Source organism: Bradyrhizobium sp. UFLA05-112, from assembly GCF_053572325.1.
In genome coordinates, this window is sequence record NZ_JBANBK010000033.1 from 20,116 (window position 1) to 44,954 (window position 24,839).

General features: G+C 64.2%; 20 protein-coding genes. 14 read left to right on the forward strand and 6 right to left on the reverse strand.

What is annotated here, in order from left to right:
* Positions 1-182: 182 nt before the first annotated feature.
* The 9 genes from mdh to SO180_RS20185 all read left to right on the forward strand — a co-directional run bounded on the left by mdh (position 183) and on the right by SO180_RS20185 (position 11,242).
* Positions 183-1,151 carry a malate dehydrogenase gene (mdh, locus tag SO180_RS20145; RefSeq protein ID WP_449380584.1) on the forward strand — a complete coding sequence of 323 codons (969 nt, stop codon included), beginning with the start codon at positions 183-185 and terminating at the stop codon, positions 1,149-1,151.
* A 196-nt stretch (positions 1,152-1,347) separates the two neighbouring features.
* On the forward strand, positions 1,348-2,544 hold the full coding sequence (gene sucC / locus SO180_RS20150; RefSeq protein WP_449380585.1) for an ADP-forming succinate--CoA ligase subunit beta: 1,197 nt from the start codon (positions 1,348-1,350) through the stop codon (positions 2,542-2,544).
* Positions 2,545-2,547: 3 nt separating this feature from the next.
* The gene (locus tag SO180_RS20155) at positions 2,548-3,027 is read left to right on the forward strand and encodes a DUF1579 family protein (protein WP_449380586.1); all 480 of its coding nucleotides are present in this window, start codon (positions 2,548-2,550) and stop codon (positions 3,025-3,027) included.
* Positions 3,028-3,051: 24 nt separating this feature from the next.
* A complete protein-coding gene (gene sucD / locus SO180_RS20160) occupies positions 3,052-3,936 on the forward strand; it encodes a succinate--CoA ligase subunit alpha (protein ID WP_449380587.1) in 885 nt (294 codons plus the stop codon).
* A gap of 137 nt (positions 3,937-4,073) precedes the next feature.
* Positions 4,074-7,031 (forward strand): 2-oxoglutarate dehydrogenase E1 component, encoded by a 2,958-nt coding sequence (locus tag SO180_RS20165; protein WP_449380588.1) that lies wholly within the window; start codon positions 4,074-4,076, stop codon positions 7,029-7,031.
* A 157-nt stretch (positions 7,032-7,188) separates the two neighbouring features.
* The gene (odhB, locus tag SO180_RS20170; protein ID WP_449380589.1) at positions 7,189-8,424 is read left to right on the forward strand and encodes a 2-oxoglutarate dehydrogenase complex dihydrolipoyllysine-residue succinyltransferase; all 1,236 of its coding nucleotides are present in this window, start codon (positions 7,189-7,191) and stop codon (positions 8,422-8,424) included.
* A 55-nt stretch (positions 8,425-8,479) separates the two neighbouring features.
* Positions 8,480-9,241: an SDR family oxidoreductase gene (locus tag SO180_RS20175; protein WP_449380590.1), complete on the forward strand. Its 762-nt coding sequence runs from the start codon at positions 8,480-8,482 to the stop codon at positions 9,239-9,241.
* A 36-nt stretch (positions 9,242-9,277) separates the two neighbouring features.
* Positions 9,278-10,678 carry a dihydrolipoyl dehydrogenase gene (lpdA, locus tag SO180_RS20180; protein WP_449380591.1) on the forward strand — a complete coding sequence of 467 codons (1,401 nt, stop codon included), beginning with the start codon at positions 9,278-9,280 and terminating at the stop codon, positions 10,676-10,678.
* A 33-nt stretch (positions 10,679-10,711) separates the two neighbouring features.
* Positions 10,712-11,242, forward strand: a complete 531-nt coding sequence (locus tag SO180_RS20185) for a hypothetical protein (RefSeq protein ID WP_449380592.1) — start codon at positions 10,712-10,714, stop codon at positions 11,240-11,242.
* 157 nt (positions 11,243-11,399) lie between these two features.
* On the opposite strand, the gene SO180_RS20190 is transcribed toward SO180_RS20185, so the two are convergent.
* The 5 genes from SO180_RS20190 to SO180_RS20210 form a co-directional block, all read right to left on the reverse strand.
* Positions 11,400-11,993 carry a DUF4337 domain-containing protein gene (locus SO180_RS20190; RefSeq protein WP_449380593.1) on the reverse strand — a complete coding sequence of 198 codons (594 nt, stop codon included), beginning with the start codon at positions 11,991-11,993 and terminating at the stop codon, positions 11,400-11,402.
* 112 nt (positions 11,994-12,105) lie between these two features.
* Entirely contained in the window at positions 12,106-13,650 is a 1,545-nt protein-coding gene (locus SO180_RS20195; RefSeq protein WP_449380594.1) for a sulfatase-like hydrolase/transferase, read from the reverse strand.
* A 6-nt stretch (positions 13,651-13,656) separates the two neighbouring features.
* On the reverse strand, positions 13,657-15,051 hold the full coding sequence (locus SO180_RS20200; RefSeq protein WP_449380638.1) for a class I SAM-dependent methyltransferase: 1,395 nt from the start codon (positions 15,049-15,051) through the stop codon (positions 13,657-13,659).
* A complete protein-coding gene (locus tag SO180_RS20205) occupies positions 15,044-15,292 on the reverse strand; it encodes a hypothetical protein (protein WP_449380595.1) in 249 nt (82 codons plus the stop codon). The genes SO180_RS20200 and SO180_RS20205 overlap by 8 nt, the downstream gene beginning before the upstream one ends.
* A gap of 202 nt (positions 15,293-15,494) precedes the next feature.
* Complete coding sequence (locus tag SO180_RS20210; protein WP_449380596.1) at positions 15,495-16,460, reverse strand: tyrosine recombinase XerC; 966 nt, start codon at positions 16,458-16,460, stop codon at positions 15,495-15,497.
* Positions 16,461-16,572: 112 nt separating this feature from the next.
* Between SO180_RS20210 and SO180_RS20215 the strand changes: the two genes are divergently transcribed.
* Positions 16,573-18,786: a primosomal protein N' gene (locus SO180_RS20215; RefSeq protein ID WP_449380597.1), complete on the forward strand. Its 2,214-nt coding sequence runs from the start codon at positions 16,573-16,575 to the stop codon at positions 18,784-18,786.
* 254 nt (positions 18,787-19,040) lie between these two features.
* Here SO180_RS20215 and SO180_RS20220 read toward each other — a convergent pair whose 3' ends face one another.
* Positions 19,041-19,544: a septal ring lytic transglycosylase RlpA family protein gene (locus SO180_RS20220; protein WP_449380598.1), complete on the reverse strand. Its 504-nt coding sequence runs from the start codon at positions 19,542-19,544 to the stop codon at positions 19,041-19,043.
* A gap of 647 nt (positions 19,545-20,191) precedes the next feature.
* On the opposite strand from SO180_RS20220, the gene SO180_RS20225 reads away from it, so the two are divergent.
* The 4 genes from SO180_RS20225 (at position 20,192) to atpD (ending at position 24,781) form a co-directional block, all read left to right on the forward strand.
* Entirely contained in the window at positions 20,192-20,752 is a 561-nt protein-coding gene (locus SO180_RS20225; protein ID WP_449380599.1) for a F0F1 ATP synthase subunit delta, read from the forward strand.
* The gene (gene atpA / locus SO180_RS20230) at positions 20,752-22,281 is read left to right on the forward strand and encodes a F0F1 ATP synthase subunit alpha (protein WP_449380600.1); all 1,530 of its coding nucleotides are present in this window, start codon (positions 20,752-20,754) and stop codon (positions 22,279-22,281) included. Before SO180_RS20225 ends, atpA begins: the two co-directional genes overlap by 1 nt.
* A 147-nt stretch (positions 22,282-22,428) precedes the next feature.
* Positions 22,429-23,304 carry a F0F1 ATP synthase subunit gamma gene (locus SO180_RS20235; RefSeq protein ID WP_449380601.1) on the forward strand — a complete coding sequence of 292 codons (876 nt, stop codon included), beginning with the start codon at positions 22,429-22,431 and terminating at the stop codon, positions 23,302-23,304.
* 34 nt (positions 23,305-23,338) lie between these two features.
* A complete protein-coding gene (gene atpD / locus SO180_RS20240; RefSeq protein WP_284272803.1) occupies positions 23,339-24,781 on the forward strand; it encodes a F0F1 ATP synthase subunit beta in 1,443 nt (480 codons plus the stop codon).
* Positions 24,782-24,839: the final 58 nt, after the last annotated feature.

Genomic DNA, 24,839 nt, shown 5'->3' on the forward strand with positions numbered 1-24,839 from the left:
TCGGGATTCCGGGTTGGCCGGCGCAATGGCGCGGACGCCCCGGAATGACGGCGTTATCGTTGCGCGCCCCGATTCTCGGCAAGCCCGACAATTGAGCATTCGGCGACTTGAACGGGGGAGGCGAAAGGGATAACCACCCGTCTCAGTTTTCCCCTCCTTACGTGTCTAAAGGACAGGTTCACATGGCGCGCGACAAGATTGCTTTGATTGGCTCCGGTCAGATCGGCGGAACGTTGGCTCATCTCATCGGCCTGAAAGAACTCGGCGACGTGGTGATGTTCGACATCGCCGAGGGTGTGCCGCAGGGCAAGGCGCTCGACATCGCACAGTCCTCGCCGGTCGACGGTTTCGACGCGCGCTATTCCGGCGCGAACTCCTACGAGGCGCTCGACAACGCCAAGGTCTGCATCGTCACCGCCGGCGTGCCGCGCAAGCCCGGCATGAGCCGCGACGACCTCCTCTCCATCAACCTCAAGGTCATGGAGCAGGTCGGTGCCGGCATCAAGAAGTACGCCCCCGACGCGTTCGTCATCTGCATCACCAACCCGCTCGACGCGATGGTCTGGGCGCTCCAGAAGGCTTCCGGCCTGCCGCACAAGAAGGTCGTCGGCATGGCCGGCGTGCTGGATTCGGCGCGCTTCCGCTATTTCCTGGCCGACGAGTTCAACGTCTCCGTCGAGGACGTCACCGCCTTCGTGCTCGGCGGCCACGGCGACACCATGGTGCCGCTTGTGAAGTACTCCACCGTCGCCGGCATTCCGCTGCCCGACCTCGTCAAGATAGGCTGGACCTCGCAGGCGCGCCTCGACGAGATCGTCGATCGCACCCGCAACGGCGGCGCCGAGATCGTCAACCTGCTGAAGACCGGCTCGGCCTTCTATGCGCCGGCGGCTTCCGCGATCGCGATGGCCGAGAGCTATCTGAAGGACAAGAAGCGCGTGCTGCCCTGTGCCGCGTATCTCAACGGCGAATACAGCGTGAAGGACATGTATGTCGGCGTGCCCGTCGTCATCGGCGCCAAGGGCGTCGAGCGCGTCGTCGAGATCGAGCTCGCCGGCAAGGACCGCGAGGCCTTCGACAAGTCGGTCGGCGCGGTGTCCGGCCTGGTCGACGCCTGCAAGAAGATCGCGCCCGACCTTCTGGGCCGCTGATCGGAAAAAATCTCGCCGAGGATCGGACCCGATCCTCGGCGCTTTCATGTCCGGGGCCCCGTTCGGGCGGTTCCCGGGTCCGGCAGTCCAGAGTCCAGAAGATTCCGGGTTGCAGTCGTGCTGGTATATGGTATGCCAGACGGCAAGTAGAGGTGAACCCCCGAGGTCACCACGCGCGGGTTCAGGGAGCGACCAGATGAATATCCATGAGTACCAGGCCAAAGCGCTTTTGAATGAGTTCGGCGTGCCGATCTCCAAGGGCGTTCCGGTCCTGAAGGCGGCTGACGCGGAGGCGGCGGCGAAAGCTCTCCCGGGCCCGGTCTGGGTGGTGAAGAGCCAGATCCATGCCGGCGGCCGCGGCAAGGGCAAGTTCAAGGAGGCTTCGGCCGGCGACAAGGGCGGCGTCCGCATCGCCAAGTCGGCAGGTGAAGTTGCCGAGTTCGCCAAGCAGATGCTCGGCGCCACGCTCGTGACCGTGCAGACCGGCCCCGCCGGCAAGCAGGTCAACCGCCTCTACATCGAGGACGGCTCCGACATCGACAAGGAATTCTACCTCTCGATCCTGGTCGACCGCGAGACCTCGCGGGTCTCCTTCGTGGTGTCGACCGAAGGCGGCGTCAACATTGAGGACGTCGCGCACAACACGCCCGAGAAGATCGTCACCTTCTCGGTCGATCCGGCGACCGGCATCATGGGCCATCACGGCCGCACCGTCGCCAAGGCGCTGAACCTGTCCGGCGATCTCGCCAAGCAGGCGGAAAAGCTCACCGCGCAGCTCTTTGCCGCCTTCGTCGCCAAGGACATGTCGATGCTGGAGATCAACCCGCTGGTCGTGACCAAGCAGGGCCAGCTTCGCGTGCTCGACGCCAAGGTCTCCTTCGACGACAACGCGCTGTTCCGTCATCCCGAAGTGGTGGCGCTGCGCGACGAGACCGAAGAGGACGCCAAGGAGATCGAGGCCTCGAAATACGATCTCAACTACGTCACGCTCGACGGCAATATCGGCTGCATGGTCAACGGCGCCGGCCTTGCCATGGCGACGATGGACATCATCAAGCTCTACGGCATGGCGCCGGCCAACTTCCTCGACGTCGGCGGCAGCGCCAGCAAGGAAAAGGTCGCCGCCGCCTTCAAGATCATCACCGCCGACCCGAACGTGAAGGGCATTCTGGTCAACATCTTCGGTGGTATCATGAAGTGTGACGTGATCGCCGAAGGCGTCACGGCTGCGGTGCGCGAAGTCGGCCTCAGCGTCCCGCTGGTGGTCCGCCTCGAAGGTACCAATGTCGAGCTCGGCAAGAAGATCATCCGTGAATCAGGCCTGAACGTCGTGCCGGCCGACAATCTCGATGACGCCGCGCAGAAGATCGTGAAGGCCGTCAAGGGAGGCTAGGCCATGCCCCAGGATCATCTCGCTCAATCATCTCCGCTGCCGGAACACGCGCGTCTCGCTGCGTTCGCCGGTGAATGGGATGGCGAGGAGATGGTCTACCCGTCGCGCTGGAATGCCGGCGGGCCGGCGACCTCGCGCACGGTGGCGCGCATGGATCTCAACGGCTTCTATCTGATCCAGGACGGTGTCCAGATGCGCGATGGCAAGGAGATCTTTGCCACCCACGGCATCTTCACCTACGACCGCGACGACCGGACCTACAAATTGTTCTGGTACGACTCGCTCGGCTACACGCCGCCCTCGCCCGCCTCCGGCGGCTGGGTCGGCAAGACCCTGACGCTGGTGCGCGGCTCGCTGCGCGGCAATGCGCGCCACGTCTACGAGATCATCGACGACAATTCCTACTCGTTGAAGATCCAGTTCTCGCCGGACGCGGAAGGCTGGGCCGACGTGCTCACCGGCGTCTATCGTCGCATCCACTAAAGTTAGTTCGCGAAAGCAGACCTCATGTCCATCCTGATCGACAAGAACACCAAGGTCATCTGCCAGGGCTTCACCGGCAAGAACGGCACCTTCCATTCCGAGGCCGCGATTGCCTACGGCACCAAGATGGTCGGCGGCACCTCGCCCGGCAAAGGCGGCGCGACGCATCTGGGCCTGCCGGTGTTCGACACCGTGCGCGAGGCGCGCGAGAAGACCGGCGCCGACGCGTCGGTGATCTACGTGCCGCCGCCGGGCGCAGCGGACGCGATCTGCGAGGCCATCGATGCCGAGATCCCGCTGATCGTCTGCATCACCGAGGGCATTCCGGTGATTGACATGGTGCGCGTGAAGCGCTCGCTCGTCGGCTCCAAGTCGCGCCTGATCGGGCCGAACTGCCCGGGCGTCATGACTGCCGGCGAATGCAAGATCGGCATCATGCCCGCCAATATCTTCAAGACCGGCAGCGTGGGCATCGTCTCCCGCTCCGGCACCCTGACCTATGAAGCCGTGTTCCAGACCTCGCAGGAAGGCCTCGGCCAAACCACCGCGGTCGGCATTGGCGGCGACCCGGTCAAGGGCACCGAGTTCATCGACGTCCTGGAAATGCTGCTGGCCGACCCCAAGACCGAGTCGATCATCATGATCGGCGAGATCGGCGGTTCCGCCGAGGAGGACGCCGCCCAGTTCCTCAAAGACGAGGCCAAGCGCGGTCGCAAGAAGCCGATGGTCGGGTTCATCGCTGGTGTTACCGCACCTCCGGGTCGCCGCATGGGCCACGCCGGCGCGATCATCTCGGGCGGCAAGGGCGACGCCGGTTCCAAGACCGAAGCAATGAAATCGGCCGGGATTACTGTCTCTCCGTCCCCCGCACGGCTCGGACATACCCTTGCCGAAAAGTTGAAAAGCTAATTCAGTTCTTGGTGCTTTTCCGGGCGAAAGTTCGCAACAGATAGGGTAAACGGTGCCTGATACGCCGATCCGCTGCCGGAGGATCGGGGTCAGCGCCGTTTTCATTTGCGCGAACCGAAATCGCCAGGAACTCAAGTATGTCTCGCCAGGACGCGAACGCAGCCTTTGCCCTCTCATCTTTTTTGCAGGGCACCAACGCCACCTACATCGACGAAATCTACGCCCGCTACGAGCAAGACCCCGCCTCGGTTGACGTCGAGTGGCAGGAATTCTTCCAGAGCCTGAAGGACCAGCCGGCCGACGTCCGCAAGAATGCGGAAGGGCCGTCCTGGGCCCGGGACAACTGGCCGGTCACGCCCCAGGACGATCTGACCTCGGCGCTCGACGGCAACTGGGCCCAGGTCGAGAAGACGGTTGGCGCCAAGATCGCCGCCAAGGCGCAGGCCAAGGGGGCCGATCTCTCCTCGGCCGACGTGCTCCAGGCTACCCGCGATTCGGTCCGCGCCTTGATGCTGATCCGCGCCTACCGCATGCGCGGCCATTTCCATGCCAAGCTCGATCCGCTCGGCATCGAGGCGCAGCGCAACCGCGAGGAGCTCGACCCGCGCACCTACGGTTTCAGCGAGGCCGATTTCGACCGCAGGATATTCCTCGATCACGTGCTTGGCCTCGAATACGGCAATCTGCGCGAGATCGTCGCGATCTGCGAGCGCACCTACTGCCAGACGCTCGGCGTCGAGTTCATGCACATCAGCAATGCCGCGCAAAAGGCCTGGATCCAGGAGCGCATCGAGGGGCCGGACAAGGAGATCTCCTTTACTCCCGAAGGCCGCCGCGCCATCCTCACGAAGCTGGTCGAAGCCGAAGGCTTCGAGAAGTTCTGCGATACCAAGTTCACCGGCACCAAGCGATTTGGTCTCGACGGCAGCGAGTCGCTGATCCCTGCACTCGAGCAGATCATCAAGCGCGGCGGCAATCTCGGCGTGAAGGAGATCGTCGTCGGCATGCCGCATCGCGGCCGCCTCAACGTGCTGACCCAGGTCATGGGCAAGGCCCACCGCGCGCTGTTTCATGAGTTCAAGGGTGGCTCGGCCAATCCCGACGCAGTCGAAGGCTCCGGCGACGTCAAGTATCACCTCGGCGCGTCCTCGGACCGCGAGTTCGACGGCAACCGCATCCATCTGTCACTCACCGCCAACCCCTCGCATCTCGAGATCGTCGATCCCGTGGTGCTCGGCAAGGTGCGCGCCAAGCAGGACCAGCATGGCGATCCGCCGGACATGCGCATCTCGGTGATGCCGCTGTTGATGCATGGCGACGCGGCGTTCGCCGGCCAGGGCGTGGTGGCGGAATGCTTTGGCCTGTCTGATCTGAAGGGCTATCGTACCGGTGGCTCGGTGCACTTCATCGTCAACAACCAGATCGGCTTCACCACCTATCCGCGCTATTCGCGTTCGTCGCCTTACCCGTCCGACGTCGCGAAGATGATCGACGCGCCGATCTTCCACGTCAACGGCGACGATCCGGAAGCCGTGGTGTTCGCGGCCAAGGTCGCGACCGAATTCCGGCAGAAGTTCCACAAGCCTGTCGTCATCGACATGTGGTGTTATCGCCGCTACGGCCACAATGAGGGCGACGAGCCGGCCTTCACCCAGCCGGTCATGTACAAGCGGATCGCGGCCCATCCCTCGACCCTCACGCTCTACGCCAAGCGCCTGATCGCCGAAGGCGTGGTCACCGAGGGTGAGGTCGACAAGCTGAAAGCCGACTGGCGCGCCCGGCTCGATGCCGAGTTCGAGGCCGGCACCAGCTACAAGCCGAACAAGGCCGACTGGCTCGACGGCAAGTGGGCGGGCTTCAAGATCGCCGACCAGGAAGAGGATGCGCGGCGCGGCGTCACCGGCGTCGAGACCGCCACGCTGAAGGACATCGGCCGCAAGATCACCAAGGTGCCGGACGGTTTTCGCGTTCACCGCACCATCCAGCGCTTCCTCGATAACCGCGCCAAGGCCATCGACAACGGCGTCGGTATCGACTGGGCGACCGGCGAGGCGCTGGCGTTCTGCTCGCTGCTGGAGGAAGGTCGTCATGTCCGCCTGTCCGGCCAGGACTGCGAGCGCGGCACCTTCTCGCAGCGCCATTCGGTGCTGATCGACCAGGAGGACGAGAGCCGCTACACGCCGTTCAACCATCTCGGCGTCGAGCAGGGTCATTACGAGGTCATCAACTCGCTGCTGTCGGAAGAAGCCGTGCTCGGCTTCGAATACGGCTACTCGCTGGCCGAGCCGAATGCGCTGGCGCTGTGGGAAGCCCAGTTCGGCGATTTCGCCAACGGCGCGCAGGTGCTGTTCGACCAGTTCATCTCCTCCGGCGAGCGCAAATGGCTGCGCATGTCGGGCCTCGTCTGTCTGCTGCCGCATGGCTATGAGGGCCAGGGACCCGAGCACTCCTCGGCGCGCCTCGAGCGCTACCTGCAGATGTGCGCGGAAGACAACATGCAGGTGGTCTATCCGACCACGCCGGCGAACTACTTCCACGTTTTGCGCCGCCAGCTCCATCGCGAGATCCGCAAGCCGCTGATCCTGATGACGCCGAAGTCGCTGTTGCGGCACAAGCGTGCGGTGTCGCGGCTCGACGAGCTCGCCAAGGGCACGACGTTCCACCGCATCCTCTATGATGACGCCCAGATGCAGCCGAGCGAGGCCACCAAGCTGGTGCCGGACGAGAAGATCCGCCGCCTCGTGCTGTGCTCGGGCAAGGTCTATTACGACCTCTACGAGGAGCGCGAGAAGCGTGGCATCGACGACATCTACCTGATGCGTGTCGAGCAGCTCTATCCGGTGCCGCTGAAGGCGCTGGTTCAGGAGCTCGCTCGCTTCAAGAAGGCCGAGGTGATCTGGTGCCAGGAGGAGCCGCGCAACATGGGTGCGTGGCACTTCATCGAGCCCTATCTCGAATGGGTGCTCAACCAGGTGAACGGCGTAAGCCGGCGTCCGCGCTATGTCGGCCGCGCCGCCTCCGCCGCGACCGCGACCGGCTTGATGTCGAAGCACCAGGCGCAGCTCAAGGCGTTCCTCGACGAAGCGTTGAGCTAAACAATTTTGGACTGCGTCATGCCCCGCGAGAGCGGGGTATCCAGTGCTCCGCGACGTTCGTTCTGACGAGGGTTGCGGCGTAGTGGGTCGCTCGCATTCGCGCGACGGTGACATCCCAATTCATGACCGCACAAGCGATCTCCTTAAGGAAAAGACCATGACTGAAATTCGTGTGCCGACGCTCGGCGAATCCGTCACCGAAGCCACCATCGGGCGCTGGTTCAAGAAGGCCGGCGATCCCGTCGCCGTCGACGAGCCCTTGGTGGAGCTCGAGACCGACAAGGTCACCATCGAAGTGCCCGCGCCCTCGGCCGGCACGCTCAGCGAGATCATCGCTGCTGACGGTGCGACCGTTGCGGTGGGTGCGCTGCTCGGACAGATCACGGGTGGCGCCGGCGCCGCCAAGCCGGCTGCCGCTCCCGCCAAGCCTGCCGCTGCCGCCGCGCCGGCCGCGGCTCCTGCACCTGCAGCGCCCAAGGCCGCGCCCGCCGATGCGCCGCTCGCCCCGTCGGTGCGAAAGCTCTCGGCCGAGACCGGCATTGATGCCTCGACCGTTCCGGGCTCCGGCAAGGACGGTCGCGTCACCAAGGGCGACATGCTCGCCGCGATCGAGCGCGCCGCCTCCGCGCCGACCCCGGTCAACCAGCCGGCCGCTGCCGTGCAGGTCCGTGCGCCGTCGCCCGCCGACGACGCCGCGCGAGAGGAACGCGTCAAGATGACCCGCCTGCGCCAGACCATCGCGCGGCGCCTCAAGGACGTGCAGAACACGGCTGCGATGCTGACGACCTTCAACGAGGTCGACATGACCAACGTCATGGCGCTGCGCGCGCACTACAAGGACGTGTTCGAGAAGAAGCACGGCTCCAAGCTCGGCTTCATGGGCTTCTTCACCAAGGCGGTGGTGCAGGCGCTGAAGGACATCCCGGCGGTCAACGCCGAGATCGACGGCACCGACCTGATCTACAAGAACTACTATCACATCGGCGTCGCGGTCGGCACCGACAAGGGACTTGTCGTTCCCGTTGTCCGCGACTGCGATCAGAAGTCGATCGCCGACATCGAGAAGGGCATTGCCGATTTCGGTCGCCGCGCGCGTGACGGCCAGCTCAAGATCGAGGAGATGCAGGGCGGCACCTTCACCATCACCAATGGCGGCATCTATGGCTCGCTGATGTCGACGCCGATCCTGAACGCGCCGCAGTCCGGCATCCTCGGCATGCACAAGATCCAGGAGCGGCCGATGGTGATCGGCGGCAAGGTCGAGGTCCGCCCGATGATGTATCTGGCGCTGTCCTATGATCACCGCGTGATCGACGGCAAGGAAGCCGTGACATTCCTGGTCCGTGTCAAGGAGAGCCTGGAAGATCCGGCGCGGCTGGTGCTGGACCTCTGACACCCAAAGTCTTGAAAGTGCCGTCGCCTGCAGGGGCGACGGCCTGTGCGCAAGGATGGAGGCGAGCGTGACGGACAAGGTTGCGATCATCACCGGCGGCAGCCGTGGCATCGGCCGCGCCACTGCGCTGGCAGCGGCGGCGCGCGGCTTTCGCGTGGTCGTCGGCTATGCAAGCAACAAGCAGGCTGCCGACGAGGTCGTAGCCGCGATCGAAGCCAAGAACGGCAAGGCAATCGCGGTGAAGTGCGATGTTGCCGAGGAAAGCGATATCCTCGCGCTGTTCAAGGCCGCCGACCAGTTCGGCACGTTAGGGGCTCTCGTCAACAATGGCGGCATTGTCGGCAAGAGCGGGGTGCGCGTCGACGAGATGTCGGCCGAGCGCATCCAGCGTGTGATGGCGGTCAACGTCACCGGCTCCATCCTCTGCGCGCGCGAGGCGGTCAAACGCATGTCGACCAAGCATGGCGGCAAGGGCGGCGTGATCGTCAACCTGTCGTCGGTCGCTGCCAAGCTCGGCTCGCCGAACACCTATGTCGACTATGCCGCCTCCAAGGGCGCGATCGATTCCTTCACCGTCGGCCTCGGCTACGAGGTCGCCGGCGAAGGCATTCGCGTCGCGGGCATCCGCCCGGGCCTGATCGATACCGAAATCCACGCCGCCGGCGGCGAGCCCGACCGCGCCCATCGTCTGGCCCATATGGTGCCGATGAAGCGCGTCGGCACCGCCGAGGAAATCGCCAATGCCATCGTCTGGCTGATGTCCGACGATGCCTCCTACGTCACCTCAGCCATTCTCGACGTGTCCGGCGGACGCTGACACGTCTTCTCACGCTAAATTACGGGACTTCCTCTCATGGCTACCTACGATCTCGTCGTCATCGGCACCGGACCGGGCGGTTATGTCTGCGCGGTGCGCGCGAGCCAGCTCGGCATGAAAGTCGCCGTGGTCGAAAAGAACCCCACGCTCGGCGGCACCTGCCTCAACATCGGCTGCATGCCATCGAAGGCCCTGCTGCATGCTTCGGAGATGTTCGAGGAAGCCGCACATTCCTTCGCCAAGATGGGCGTGTCGGTCTCGACGCCGAAGCTCGAGCTTCCGGCGATGATGAACTTCAAGCAGCAGGGCATTGACGGCAACGTCAAGGGCGTCGAATTCCTGATGAAGAAGAACAAGGTCGACGTGCTCAAGGGCAGCGGCAAGATCCTGGGCACCGGCAAGGTCGAGGTCTCCGCGGACGGCAAGTCGCAGGTCATCGAGACCAAGAACATCGTGATCGCCACCGGCTCGGACATCGCGCGGCTGAAGGGCATCGAGATCGACGAGAAGCGCATCGTGTCGTCGACCGGCGCACTGTCGCTGGAGAAGGTGCCGGGCAGGTTGCTGGTCATCGGCGCCGGCGTGATCGGGCTCGAGCTTGGCTCGGTGTGGCGCAGGCTCGGGTCCGAAGTCATGGTCGTCGAATTCCTCGATCGCATCCTGCCGGGCATGGACGGCGAAGTCGCACGGCAATTTCAACGCATCCTTGAAAAGCAGGGATTCGCGTTCAAGCTGGGCTCGAAGGTCACCGGCGTCGAATCCAACGGCAAGGCATTGCTTGCGAAGATCGAGCCGGCCGCGGGCGGTGCGGCCGAGACCATCGAGGCTGATGTCGTGCTGGTCTGCATCGGCCGTGTGCCCTACACCGACGGTCTCGGGCTGAAGGAAGCCGGCGTTGCGCTTGATAATCGCGGCCGCGTCCAGATCGATGCCCATTTCGCGACCACGTTGAAGGGCGTCTATGCCATCGGCGACGTCGTCGCCGGCCCGATGCTCGCGCACAAGGCGGAGGACGAAGGCGTTGCGGTGGCGGAGATCCTCGCCGGCCAGGCTGGTCACGTGAACTACGACGTGATCCCAGGTGTGGTGTATACCACGCCGGAAGTATCCTCCGTCGGCAAGACCGAGGAAGAGCTGAAGCAAGCGGGCGTGGTCTACACCGTCGGGAAGTTTCCCTTTACCGCCAACGGCCGCTCCAAGGTCAACCAGACCACCGACGGGTTCGTGAAAATTCTCGCAGATGCGAAGACCGATCGCGTGCTTGGCGTGCACATTATCGGCCGTGAAGCCGGCGAAATGATCCACGAGGCGTGTGTGCTGATGGAGTTTGGGGGCAGCGCGGAAGACCTCGCCCGTACCTGCCATGCGCATCCGACCCGCTCCGAGGCCGTCAAGGAAGCCGCGCTTGCAGTCGGCAAGCGGGCCATCCATATGTAGGCGACGCGCCGAGCCGAATCGGGCGGGAAAGACATGCTGCGCCGCCTTCTTCAACCGGTCTGGGTCCTGCTGGCGATCATCTTTTTGATCGAAGCCTGGCTGTGGGATCATCTCGAGCCGATCGTGGCGCGTGTCGTCGCCGCGATCCCGCTCGCGCAGTTCAAGCAATGGCTGACCGAACGAGTCGATGCGCTATCGCCGGCGATGACGCTGATCGTCTTCGCCGTACCGATCATCCCGCTGTTTCCGCTCAAGCTGGTCGGGCTCTGGCTGCTCACCCACGAATACTGGATGAGCGCGGTGTTCACGATCCTGTTCGCCAAACTGCTCGGCGTCGGCGTCACCGCCTTCGTGTTCGACGTGACGCGCGACAAGCTGCTGGAGATGGCGTGGTTCGAGCGGCTCTATGATTTCGTGATGATGATCCGCGCCAAATCGACGGCGCTGGTCGAGCCGATCAAGCTGCGCATCAAGAATGCCCTCACCGGCAATGGCGAGGGATGGTCCTCCCGGGCGCTCCGCCTGATCCAGCGTTTCCGCAAGAGCGTGCACGAGGCGCGGTAGCTATCCGCCATGCACTCGGTGTCATTGTCCGCGAAAGCGGGCAATCCAGTATCTCAGAGACATCGACGATGAGCGGCGAGGGGGCGCCGCTCCGGATACCCCGGTCAAGCCGGGGCATGCCAGCGGTATGTGTGGTACGCGTCTCGCGCCCGCCCCTTTACCCGTGCAAATGCAACAGATGCGGCCACCACAGGCCGAGCGCGGTCATCACCATGCCGGCGAGCGTCAGGATGCCGCCGACATAGGCGAGCGCAATGATGCCGGTGATGATGGTGGCGGAGGCCAGCACGATGCCGATCTGGAAGGCGGCCGAGGCCAGCTCGAAGTGGTGGTACTTTGCCGTCGCCTCGTCACGCTCGTGCTCGGCGTGCTTGGCCTTCTCGGCAAGCTGCTCGGTGCCCTCGCCGGTCTCCGGCTCGGAGCGATAGCGCGCCGCGGTCTTCTGCCAGTCCTCGATCTGCTTCTGGATAGCCGCCTTGTTGGCGTCGTCGGACGCCGTGCCCAGCGTGAGCTTGCCCTGCTCGGCCGCGGTCTGCACCACGGTGCGGCGGATGCTCTTGGCCTGGAAGAACGCCCAGAGATTGGCGGCCTCGACATTCTTGCTGATCGCCTCGGTCTGCGCACCCTTGCCGAGCGTCTCCGAGATCGCAAGGAACAGCGCCAGCACCGCGATCAGAAGGGCGATCTTCTTGTTCTCGCCGGATGCGTGCTCGGCATGCTCCGCGTGCTCCATGCTTTCGTGTGCGCTCATAATGTCCCTCCTGGATCCGCCGGTACGATTGACCGAACCGCGCGAGCTGCGCAAGAGGTAAAGCCGCACCGAACATCGCCGCATGTCCGCGGCTGCCCACGCTATCCACCGTTCATCTCACTCGTTCGGACGGATATTCGACGGCGCGGCCGAAATCCGCGTTGTCGTCATACGGCGTTACAAAAAATCGCGGAGAATGCCGCTCGAACGTGCTGCCGGCAAGGCAGGAGAACACCAGCGGAAATGTATCGACGAGCGTGAGGTCGTCGGCTGCCGCCGCGCGGCATTGCGCAGGCAGTCGCATCGCGTTCAATGCGCCGAATCTTTCATGCAGGTCGGCATCGGACCAGTCGGTCGGCGGCCGCTTGAGCTGGCCGCGGAACGCGGTGCCATGGTCCGACTGGAGGATGATCAGCGCGTCGGAATCGGACTGGACGATCTTCTGCAACAACGTCAGCGTCTGCGAATTGGTGCAGCGAAGCTGATCGATGAAGGCCGGACGTTTCGTCGGAATCCAGTGCTGGAGGTCGGGATCGCCGGCGCGAAAGCCGCAGTCTGCCGTGAAGCGGATCGGCGGATGTGGCGCCAGCACATGCGCATATAGAAAGAAGGGTGACGGCGTCGCGCGGACGGCGTCGAGTTTCGCGGTCAGGTCGTTCACGCCGCCCCAGGCGAATGGCGCCGATTGCTGGTGTTCGAGGATGAGATCGACGATCGGCGTGTTGGACAGGATGGCGATGTCGAGCTCGTCGAGCCCGAGATTGCCGCGGACGCATTTCGGCGCGTCAGGTGCGCATTCGGTCAGGTAGTCGTAGCCGTTCTCGAAGTGGACATAGTTGTATCCGGCCGTTGTGAGGCGAGACACCGTCCGGCTCTTGCCGCGCACTATGGCTTGCATCGTCTCCACCGCAAGCGGCTCGAGCGCATCGCCTTCACCCGTGACGGTGTAGTCGGAATTGAGCGTGCTGGAGATCGAGTTGACGGTGGAAGGGAAATTGGAGCGGCTCTTGCCGAGCACGACGAAATCGAGCGCGGCCAACGACCGGATAAAGTCGCCGTTGTCGAACGCGAACTCCTCCTTGAGGACATCCTCCCGTGGATAGCCGTCCAGCACGATCCAATAGATATTGGGCGAGATCCTGAACCTGGCCGCCGCCGGCTCGCTACTATCAGCGGTGTGCGCCTGGGCGCGGTGCTCCCGCGTCAGGATCGTCGCGATGCGGGCAAGCGCCGGCGCCGAAAATGCGAGCGATACGACAAGGCAGATCGTGATGGCCACAGTCTCGCGCAGCAAGCGCAGCGCGAGGGCGCCGGTGCCGATCGCCACCGCGGTCCAGGCCGCGGGCGCCCAGTCGCCGAGATGGGCCTTCAGCTCGTGCTGGATCAGGTTGACATCATAGGCGAAGAACATGAAGACCATCAGCCCGGTCGCAAGCAGGATCCGCCACAGCGGAATCTTCCGCAGCAACAGCGCAAGGCCCGTCGCGAGGATTGCAGCGGCGGCCAGCGTGCCGGCGGCGTAGTGCAGCACCCGCCAGGGGCTCGCCAGCTCGGCCATGTTCGCGGCGTAGAAGTCGAGCAGCGGTAAGGTCGACAGGATGGTCGCAGTCAGCAACGCGCGCAGCAGATTGGATTTTTCCTGGAGGTGCAGCGGCATGCCGGTTCAGCTCGCAAGTCTTTCGAATTCGTATAGCGTGCGGCCGTAGGGCGTGAGCTCGAGGCGCTGCACGATTCGGGCGTGGCGGCCGAGGGCCTGCTCGAACTGACCGCTGTCATAGCGGTCGAAAACGTCGCGCCGCAGCCGCAACATGCGCTGGATCATCAGATCGGATTTCGGGACGAATTCGATCACGCCGCGTGGCGCGAGCGTGACCAGCCATTCGACCACCGACGACAGCGGCACGTTCCGGCCGATCGCAAGGTGATGCACGATGGCAAGCGCGATCACCGCGTCCGCGCCGCGTCGCGACGTCAGGCCCGATCGTTCGGTCTCCGCCCAGCCCTGGCCGGGGCTGGGATTCGCCGCGTCGCTGAAGAGCGGCAGGAAGGATAGGCCGGCGTCGGTCGCGCGTAGGACCGCGGATTCCAGCGCATTGAGGTCGGCGTCGAGCCCGATGACCGAGCGCGTCTGGTTCTGGAGCAGCGATTGCGAATACCGGCCCGTGTTGCAGCCGACATCCCATGCGTGCAGCGGAGCATGCCGGCGCGAGAAGCAGCCGATGAATTCCTGCTTCCCGTCCTCCTCGTCGTCCGCATACGATGTGTTCGCACTCTCATATTGCTGCCACTCGGTGGGCCCGACGTCTTTCGGGACAAGGCCGGCGACCCAGCCGCGCAGGCGCCGCAGCACCATTTGCAGCGCGGCCTTGGGCAACGGCTTCCCCTCGCGCGAGGGACCGTCTGCGCGTCGCCGCGCGCGCCGTTGCAACAGCTCGGGCAGCGTGATGTTGGTCAGCACATCGGGCGCCAGCCAGCGCTTCGGCCAACTGATCAGCGCGACGATCTCGCTGGTCGGGATGCCTTCCAGAGCGCCGCGATACCATGCGTTGTGCGAGATGCCGAACAGGGCGCGCAGCAGCAGCGGGTTGACGAACTGCTCGACGAATTGGCGCTGGCCGATCCAGTAGTCGCCGTTCCGGTACGGCACGAAGGACGGAATATCGATGAACACGGGCCTGACGCCGAAGAACTGAACATTGTAGGCGCTCGCATCCGAGAGCGTGAGATCGAACTCGAGCGCGCGCAAATGAATGTCGAGATGCAACAGCGCAGCGCGCTTGAGCAGCGCGAACGGCCATTCATAGGGGTAGGAGACGAACGGAAGTCTTGGATGCTCCAGAAGATGCCAAGCTCCGGGGGGCTTGTTCGCCGCAGCCTCGTCGGGGCTGACTTCCTCGGCTCCGATAATCCATCCCTTCTCGATCAGGTCGTCGTAGGCGCCGGACGATTTCAGGAGCAGGAAATTTCGATGGGCCTCGTCATTGACCGCGCGAAAGATGCGATCGCCTGACGAGAAGATATATCCGGAGGGATCGCGGAACGAGCCTGGATCACGCATCACGGTCGGGGGATCCGTTGGACCAAACCTCCGGCGGTGTCTTGGAGCGGGCGAAGAAGCCCAGGATCCGCTTTCCATAGGAGCGGACGGCGATGATGCCACCGGCAATGCCGGCGATCAGCCCTTGTACGGCGAAGGCGCCCGTGCCGGGATCCAGATAGGCGTAAGCGCTGGTCGGCATCAGCACGGCAAGGCCGGCCAGGAGTCCCACGATGACCACAGGAGAGTTTTTGTTCTTCATTGAACGCCCCATCACTGCAGCGGCGGCCAGAACGTGCCGGCACCACCGTCAGCTACGGAACGTAGCATTCCACCACAAGGCGTAACCTTAAATCTTGTCCATCAAGCCAAGTGTGACGGGCTGATGTGACTTTTGTGCATCTGTTGTCGCAATGCCGCATTTCGACGAACAAGGCTGCTTGGAAATAATCAGAAATAAATGCTCAGCGCCGCGGATGTGCGCTGGCGTAGACTTCGAGCAGCCGTTCGGAATCGATGCCGGTATAGATCTGCGTGGTCGACAGCGAGGAATGGCCGAGCAATTCCTGGATCGCGCGCAAGTCGCCGCCGCGTGACAGAAGATGCGTGGCAAAGGAATGCCGCAGCGCATGTGGCGTGGCGCTGTCGGGCAGGCCAAGTGCGCCGCGCAGTCGCTCCATCGCGAGCTGGATGATGCGCGGGCTCAGCGGCCCGCCGCGCGCGCCGACGAAGATCGGTCCTTCGGCTGCAAGCGGATGCGGGCACATCGCGACATATTCGGCGACCAGCGCCAGCACATTTTGCAGCACCGGCACCATGCGCGTCTTGTTGCCCTTGCCGGTGACGACGAGCACATCGCCTTCGCCGGGGCGCGGCACGTCGCGTCGCTTCAGCCCCAGAGCTTCCGAGATGCGCAGGCCCGAGCCGTACAAGAGAGCCATCACGGCGGCGTCGCGCACCAGGATCCAGGTCTCGCGCTCTTCGCCGGCGCGCTCGTCGGCGTCAGTGACGCGTTTGGCTGAAACCATCGGCAGCGGCTTCGGCAGGCTCTTGGCCACCTTCGGCGCGCGGATCGCCGAGAGCGCACCGACCTTGCCCTTGCCTTCGCGCTCCAGGAAGCGGCCGAACGAACGCAGGCCTGCAAGCGCGCGCATCAGGGAGCGGCCGGCGACGTCGTCGGCGCGGCGCATCGCCATGAAGGCCCTGATGTCGCTGGCCTCGAGCGCGGCGAAGCGCTTCAGCGTCACGCGCTCGCCCCAATGCGTGCAGAGGAAATCCAGGCACTGCCTGAGGTCACGGGAATAGGCCTCCAGCGTCTTCGGCGACAGCCGCCGCTCGGCGCCGAGATGCGACAGCCAGCGCATCATCTCCTGCGCGATGTCAGGATCGGCGCTGGCGAGCTCGATTTTCGGGGCGGCCGCTTTGCTCATGCGCTCTGGACGTAATGGTTCCGCTCAGTATATCGCATCACACCCGTTTACTGTTCGCTAAGGCCGCCCCACGGCGCTAGCTTCAAGGCCTTTAGGTTCCGATTCTCCGTCCATGGATCATTCGTCGCGCAGCACGACCGCTCCCCAGGCCATTTCGACCCGCATGGTCGACGTGCTGGTGCCGGTCGCGCTCGACCAGACCTATTCCTACCGCGTGCCGCGCGGCATGGAGTTGAAGGCGGGCGATCTCCTCAGTGTGCCGCTCGGCCCGCGCGAGGTGCTGGCGGTGGTGTGGGCGGAGAACGCCAATCCGGATCCGCGCCTGCACAACCGTCTGAAGGACGTCAGCGAGAAGCTCGACGTTTCGCCGCTCAAGGGCGAGCTGCGCGCGCTGGTCGACTGGGTCGCCAACTACACGCTCGGTCCGCGCGGCATGGTTTTGCGCATGTGCCTGCGCATGGGCGAAAATCTCGGGCCCGAGCGGACGCGCGCCGGCGTGCGGCTGGTCGGCGATCCGCCAAGGCGCCTGACGCCGGCGCGGCAGCGTGTGATCGAGGTGTTGTCGGACCGTCTGCTGCACGGCAAATCCGATGTCGTGAAGGAGGCAGGTGTTTCGGCCGGGGTGATCGACGGCTTGGTCGACGAAGGCACGCTGACGGTCGAGCCGTTGCCGCCGCCGCCTCCGCCCCCGGCGCCTGATCCCGCCTACGGACAGCCGGAATTCACGCACCTCCAGCGCGCCGCGGTCGATGCGATGCGCGCGCTCGCGGCCAACGGCACCTTTCATGTCGCCCTCCTCGATGGCGTCACCGGCTCCGGCAAGACCGAGGTCTATTTCGAGGCGGTCGCCGAGACCATCCGCCGCGGCAAGCAGTCGCTGATCCTGATGCCGGAGATCGCGCTCACCGGCCAGTTCCTCGACCGCTTCGCGCAACGGTTTGGCGTGCGACCGCTGGAATGGCATTCGGAGCTCACCCCGCGCACCCGCGCGCGCAACTGGGCGGCGATCTCGGAAGGCAGCGCGCCGGTCGTGGTCGGCGCGCGCTCGGCGCTGTTTCTGCCCTACGCCAATCTCGGCCTCATCGTCGTCGATGAAGAGCACGACCAGGCCTACAAGCAGGATGACGGCGTGCATTATCACGCCCGCGACATGGCGGTGGTGCGGGCGCATATCGCAAAAATTCCGATCGTGCTGGCCTCTGCGACGCCGTCGGTCGAATCCGAGGTCAACGCGCGCAAGGGACGCTACCAGCGCATCGCGCTGCCCTCGCGCTTCGGCGGCCAGCACATGCCGCATATCGAGGCGATCGATTTGCGCCGCGAGCAGCCGGCGCGCGGCCGCTTCATCTCGCCGCGGCTCGCCGGCGAGATGAAGGCCGCGATCGAGCGGCGCGAGCAGGCGCTGTTGTTCCTCAATCGCCGCGGCTACGCGCCGCTGACGCTATGCCGCGCCTGCGGCCATCGCTTTTCCTGCACGATCTGCGATGCCTGGCTGGTCGATCACAGATTCCGCCAGCGGCTGGTCTGCCATCACTGTGGTTTCTCGATGCCGCGGCCGAACGTCTGCCCGCATTGCGCGGCCGAGGAATCGCTGGTCGCGGTCGGGCCCGGCGTCGAGCGCTTGCAGGAGGAGGCGGCGTCGCTGTTTCCGCAAGCCCGCACCATGGTGCTGTCGAGCGATCTCATCACCTCGATCGAGACCATGCGCTCGGAGCTGAACGACATTGCCGAGGGCCGTGTCGATATCATCATCGGCACGCAGCTCGTGGCAAAAGGCCACAATTTTCCGCGGCTCAATCTGGTCGGCGTCGTCGATGCGGATCTCGGCCTTTCCAACGGCGATCCGCGCGCAGCCGAGCGTACCTGGCAGTTGCTCAACCAGGTGATCGGCCGTGCCGGCCGCGAGCAGGGCCGTGGCGTCGGCTATCTCCAGACCCATCAGCCCGAGCATCCCGTGATGAAGGCGCTGATCGCCTGCGATCGCGAGGCGTTCTACAACAGCGAGATCGAGCTGCGAGAGCGCACGCTCTACCCGCCGTTCGGGCGGCTCGCGGGCCTGATCATTTCCGCCGGCGACCGCCCGAGTGCGGAAGGATTTGCGCGCCGGCTCGTTGCGGTGGCGCCGCGCGACGAACGCGTGAAGGTGCTGGGACCTGCGGAAGCGCCGCTCGCCGTGATCAAGGGCCGTTACCGTTTCCGGATCCTGGTGAAATCCGCGCGCGGCTTCGATCTCTCGGACTATTTGCGCAACTGGCTTGCCGTGGCGCCGAAGCCGAAAGGCAATCTCAAGCTCGAGACCGACGTCGACCCGCAGAGCTTTTTGTAGCGACGCGCGCGACTCCATTCCCGTCGTTGCGGGCGCAGCATGCTCAACTGTCATCGCCCGACTTGATCGGGCGATCCAGTATTCCGAAGCAGCAATTGTTCAATCGATAGGTCGCGGCGTACTGGATTCCCCGCTTTCGCGGGGAATGACTGCGGAGGGTGAGGCGGCAGCTGCGCTCGCAGTGACAGCAAAAGAAAAAGCCCGCCGTCCCCCAAGACGGCGGGCTGTTTTTCGCGCGCTTCGCGCGTCGAATGTTACGAGACGACCTCGGCGGTTACGCGGCCGACGCCGGCGCCGGTCAGGCCGATGGCGCGGGCAGCACCGGTAGAGAGGTCGAGGACACGGCCGCGAACGAACGGGCCACGGTCATTGATGGTGACGATGACGCTCTGGCCGCCATGGGTGACGCGCACCTTGGTGCCGAACGGCAGCGAACGGTGCGCCGCGGTCATGGCGTTCTGGTTGAAGCGTGCGCCCGACGCTGTGCGGCTGCCGGACTCATTGCCGTAATAGGAGGCCATGCCCGAGAATGTGTGGCCGGAACCCGAAGAGGGCGCCACGGAGGCGTTGGCGTTCATCCAGGAACCCGTATTGGACGTGTCGCTGGTGCTGGCCTCGTGATGGTGGTGGTGCCGATAATGGTGATGCCGGGATTTGGCGGAAGCTTCGGTGGCAGTTCCACCGATGACGAGAGTGGCAGCGACGAAAGCGATCGCCGTCCGCGGTCGGGTTGCGCACCCCGTGTTCAATGACAACATTTATTGGTCCCTACGCTAGTATTGCCACATATGTGGCTAGTGGAGCCCCCATCAGTTTGTGAGCGATTGCGCGTTTCACGTCGCAATGCGGCATGAATTGGGCAGTAATTTCGTCATGTGTCCGGATGAGACATCTTGTTATCCGATCGGATTTTCGTCGGATATTTTGTTATCGCCGCCTTTAACGATTGGTTAACCAAACGATTACTTGTAAATACTGTAAAGCCAAGTTTTCAACCGACGCGTTGAGAATTTGATAAGTAATTGACCAAGTGAAGCGGCGGCGACCGACCTCACGTCTCTGCGAGCTGTGTTCATGGCCGGTATGCGAAAAAGGCAGGAACTAATTCCTGTCGGACCGACCGGGCGACCCCTTTTGGGTGGGTGCAGGATGGTGGCGTGGTGCCGGGTGGCGCGCTGTGACCGTGCCCACAGCAGGGACGGAGAGCCGCAGCCTTTAATTTGGCGTCATGTTGCACCTGCGCCCCTGCTATGTTAGCAAAGCCGCGATTTTAACGAGCCCGGCACTTCCCTGTGTCGGTCGAAAATCGAAGTCCCGCTTGAATTCCAAGGGCTTGGATCGCTAGGCGCCGCTTCGTGGCGACGGTTTTTCCCTTGCGAGTTTGACAGCTATAAAGAGCGCGTCTGTGGCTGCAGAAGATACGTCCGTTTCAGGTGTGTCCGGCCGTTATGCAACGGCCTTGTTTGAACTGGCCCGCGACCAGAATGTGGTCGATGCGGTCAAAGCCGATCTCGACCGGTTCGGCACCATGCTCAACGACAGCGCCGATCTGAAGCGCCTCGTCCGCAGCCCGGTGTTCTCGGCAGACAGCCAGTCCAAGGCGCTGTCCGCGGTGCTGGACAAGGCCGGCATATCAGGCATTTCCGCCAATTTCCTCAAGGTGCTGACCGCCAACCGCCGGCTGTTCGCGGTGGCCGACGTCATCCGCGCCTACGGCGCGCTGGTCGCCAAATATAAAGGTGAGGCCTCTGCCGACGTGACCGTCGCGGAGCCGCTCTCGGACAAGAATCTCGACGCCCTCAAGGCCGCCCTCAAATCGGTGACCGGCAAGGACGTCGCGCTCAACGTGAAAGTCGATCCCTCGATCATCGGTGGCCTCGTCGTCAAGCTTGGCAGCCGAATGATCGATAGTTCGCTTCGCACCAAACTCAATTCGATCAAGCACGCGATGAAAGAGGCAGGCTGATGGACATCCGCGCCGCGGAAATTTCCGCGATCCTCAAGGACCAGATCAAGAATTTCGGCCAGGAAGCTGAAGTCTCCGAAGTCGGACAGGTGCTGTCCGTCGGCGACGGTATCGCCCGCGTCTATGGTCTGGACAACGTCCAGGCCGGTGAAATGGTTGAGTTCGAGAACGGCACCCGCGGCATGGCGCTGAACCTCGAAACCGACAACGTCGGTATCGTGATTTTCGGCGCCGACCGCGAGATCAAGGAAGGCCAGACCGTCAAGCGCACCCGCGCCATCGTGGACGCGCCGGTCGGCAAGGGTCTGCTCGGCCGCGTCGTCGACGCGCTCGGCAATCCCATCGACGGCAAGGGTCCGATCCAGGCCGACAAGCGCATGCGCGTCGACGTCAAGGCGCCCGGCATCATTCCGCGCAAGTCGGTGAGCGAGCCGATGGCGACCGGCCTCAAGGCGATCGATGCCCTGATCCCGATTGGCCGCGGCCAGCGCGAGCTGATCATCGGCGACCGCCAGACCGGCAAGACCGCGATCGCGCTCGACACCATCCTGAACCAGAAACCGCTCAACGCGCAGCCCGACGAGAACATCAAGCTCTACTGCGTCTACGTCGCGATCGGCCAGAAGCGTTCGACCGTCGCCCAGTTCGTGAAGGTGCTGGAAGAGCAGGGAGCGCTGGAATATTCGATCGTCGTCGCCGCCACCGCCTCCGATCCGGCGCCAATGCAGTACATCGCCCCCTTCACCGGCTGCACCATGGGCGAGTACTTCCGCGACAACGGCATGCACGCCGTCATCATCTATGACGATCTGTCCAAGCAGGCCGTCGCCTACCGCCAGATGTCGCTGCTGCTGCGCCGCCCGCCGGGCCGCGAAGCCTATCCGGGCGACGTGTTCTACCTGCACTCCCGCCTGCTCGAGCGCGCGGCGAAGCTCAACAAGGACCAGGGCTCGGGCTCGCTGACGGCGCTGCCGGTCATCGAAACCCAGGCCAACGACGTGTCGGCCTACATTCCGACCAACGTCATCTCGATCACCGACGGCCAGATCTTCCTGGAAACCGATCTGTTCTTCCAGGGCATCCGCCCCGCGGTGAACGTCGGTCTGTCGGTGTCGCGCGTCGGCTCTTCGGCGCAGACCAAGGCCACCAAGAAGGTCGCCGGCAAGATCAAGGGCGAGCTCGCGCAATACCGCGAAATGGCGGCGTTCGCGCAGTTCGGCTCCGACCTCGACGCCTCGACCCAGCGCCTGCTCAACCGCGGCTCGCGCCTGACCGAGCTTCTGAAGCAGCCGCAGTTCTCGCCGCTGAAGATGGAAGAGCAGGTCTGCGTGATCTGGGCCGGCACCAACGGCTATCTCGATCCGCTGCCGATCAACAAGGTGCGGGCGTTCGAGGACGGCCTGTTGTCGCTGCTGCGCGGCAAGAACGTCGAGATCCTCAATGCGATCCGCGACAGCCGTGACCTCTCGGACGACACGGCGGCCAAGCTGAAAGGCGTGGTCGAAGGCTTCGCGAAGTCCTTCGCCTAACAAAAAGCCGTCATGGCCGGGCTTGTCCCGGCCATCCACGCGCTTCCGCGTGGAGAGCAAGACGTGGATGGCCGGGACAAGCCCGGGCATGACGAATGGATAGGGTTGCGGTTGGACTAGAAGTCGGACCGTCGGGGTGAACGAAGAATGGCGTCTCTCAAAGACATGCGGGTCCGCATCGCCTCCACCAAGGCGACGCAGAAGATCACCAAGGCCATGCAGATGGTGGCGGCGTCGAAGCTGCGCCGCGCCCAGAGTGCCGCCGAAGCGGCGCGGCCCTATGCGGACAAGATGTCTGCCGTGATCGCCAATATCGCCAGCGCCGCGGCGGGCTCGCCCGGCGCGCCTGCGCTGCTCACGGGCACCGGCAAGGATCAGGTCCACCTGCTCCTGGTCTGCACCGGCGAGCGCGGCCTGTCGGGCGCATTCAACTCCTCGATCGTGCGTCTGGCGCGCGAGCGCGCGTTGGCCCTCCAGAACGAGGGCAAGGAAGTCAAATTCTTTTGCGTCGGTCGCAAGGGCTATGAGCAGCTCCGTCGCCTGTTCGACAAGCAGATCGTCGAGCACCTGGATCTTCGCGCTGTCCGCCAGCTCGGCTTCGTCAACGCCGAGGATATCGCCAAGAAGGTGCTGGCGCGCTTCGAGGCCGGCGAGTTCGACGTCTGCACGCTGTTCTACTCGCAATTCAAGTCGGTGATTGCACAGATCCCGACCGCCCAGCAGGTGATCCCGCTGGTCGTCGAGGAGCCCGCCGCCGGCGCCAGCACGACGTCCTACGAATACGAGCCGGAAGAGGACGAGATCCTCACCCGCCTCCTGCCGCGCAATCTTGCGGTGCAGGTCTTCCGCGCGCTGCTCGAGAACAACGCTTCGTTCTATGGCGCGCAGATGTCGGCGATGGACAACGCCACCCGCAACGCCGGCGAAATGATCCGCAAGCAGACGCTGGTCTACAACCGCACGCGTCAGGCTCAGATCACCAAGGAACTCATCGAAATCATCTCCGGCGCAGAAGCAGTCTGACCGGAAGCGAAATTCGGATCGAAGGAGACAGTAAATGGCTACAGCAGCCACCCAGATCGGTCGCGTCACCCAGGTCATGGGCGCCGTTGTCGACGTGCAGTTCGAAGGCCACCTGCCGGCCATTCTCAACTCGCTGGAGACCAAGAACGGCAACAACCGCCTGGTGCTGGAAGTCGCGCAGCACCTCGGCGAATCGACCGTCCGCACGATCGCGATGGACGCCACCGAAGGTCTGGTGCGCGGTCAGGAAGTGACCGACACCGGTCAGCCGATCTCGGTTCCCGTGGGTGACGGCACGCTGGGCCGCATCATGAACGTCATCGGCGAGCCGATCGACGAAGCTGGTCCCATCAAGGCCGAGGGCATTCGCGCGATCCATCAGGAAGCGCCGACCTATACCGACCAGTCGACGGAAGCTGAAATTCTCGTCACTGGTATCAAGGTCGTCGATCTGCTTGCTCCGTACGCGAAGGGCGGCAAGATCGGCCTGTTCGGCGGCGCCGGCGTCGGCAAGACCGTGCTGATTCAGGAGCTGATCAACAACGTCGCCAAGGCGCACGGTGGTTACTCCGTGTTCGCCGGCGTCGGCGAGCGCACCCGCGAGGGCAACGACCTCTATCACGAGTTCATCGAATCCAAGGTCAACGCCGATCCGCACAATCCGGATCCGAGCGTGAAGTCGAAGTGCGCGCTGGTGTTCGGCCAGATGAACGAGCCGCCGGGCGCGCGTGCCCGCGTCGGCCTCACCGGTCTGACCGTCGCCGAGCACTTCCGCGACCAGGGCCAGGACGTGCTGTTCTTCGTCGACAACATCTTCCGCTTCACCCAGGCCGGCTCGGAAGTGTCGGCGCTGCTTGGCCGTATTCCTTCGGCGGTGGGTTATCAGCCGACGCTCGCCACCGACATGGGCGCGCTGCAGGAGCGCATCACCACCACGCAGAAGGGCTCGATCACCTCGGTGCAGGCCATTTACGTGCCGGCCGACGACTTGACCGATCCGGCGCCCGCAACCTCGTTCGCGCATCTTGACGCGACCACCGTGCTGTCGCGCGCGATCTCGGAAAAGGGCATCTACCCGGCGGTGGACCCGCTCGACTCGACCTCGCGCATGCTCTCGCCGCTCGTCGTCGGGCAGGAGCACTACGACACCGCTCGCCAGGTCCAGCAGGTGCTGCAGCGTTACAAGTCGCTCCAGGACATCATCGCCATTCTCGGCATGGACGAGCTTTCGGAAGAGGACAAGCTGACGGTGGCCCGCGCCCGCAAGATCGAGCGCTTCCTGTCGCAGCCGTTCCACGTCGCCGAAGTCTTCACCGGCTCGCCCGGCAAGTTCGTCGACCTCGCGGACACCATCAAGGGCTTCCGCGGCCTCTGCGAAGGCAAGTACGACCACCTCCCGGAAGCCGCCTTCTACATGGTCGGCACCATCGAAGAGGCGGTCGAGAAGGGCAAGAAGCTGGCCGCTGAAGCGGCCTAAGCCGTCTCAACTCGTCATCGCCGGGCAAAAGCGCGAAGCGCGTCTTCAACCTAACAAC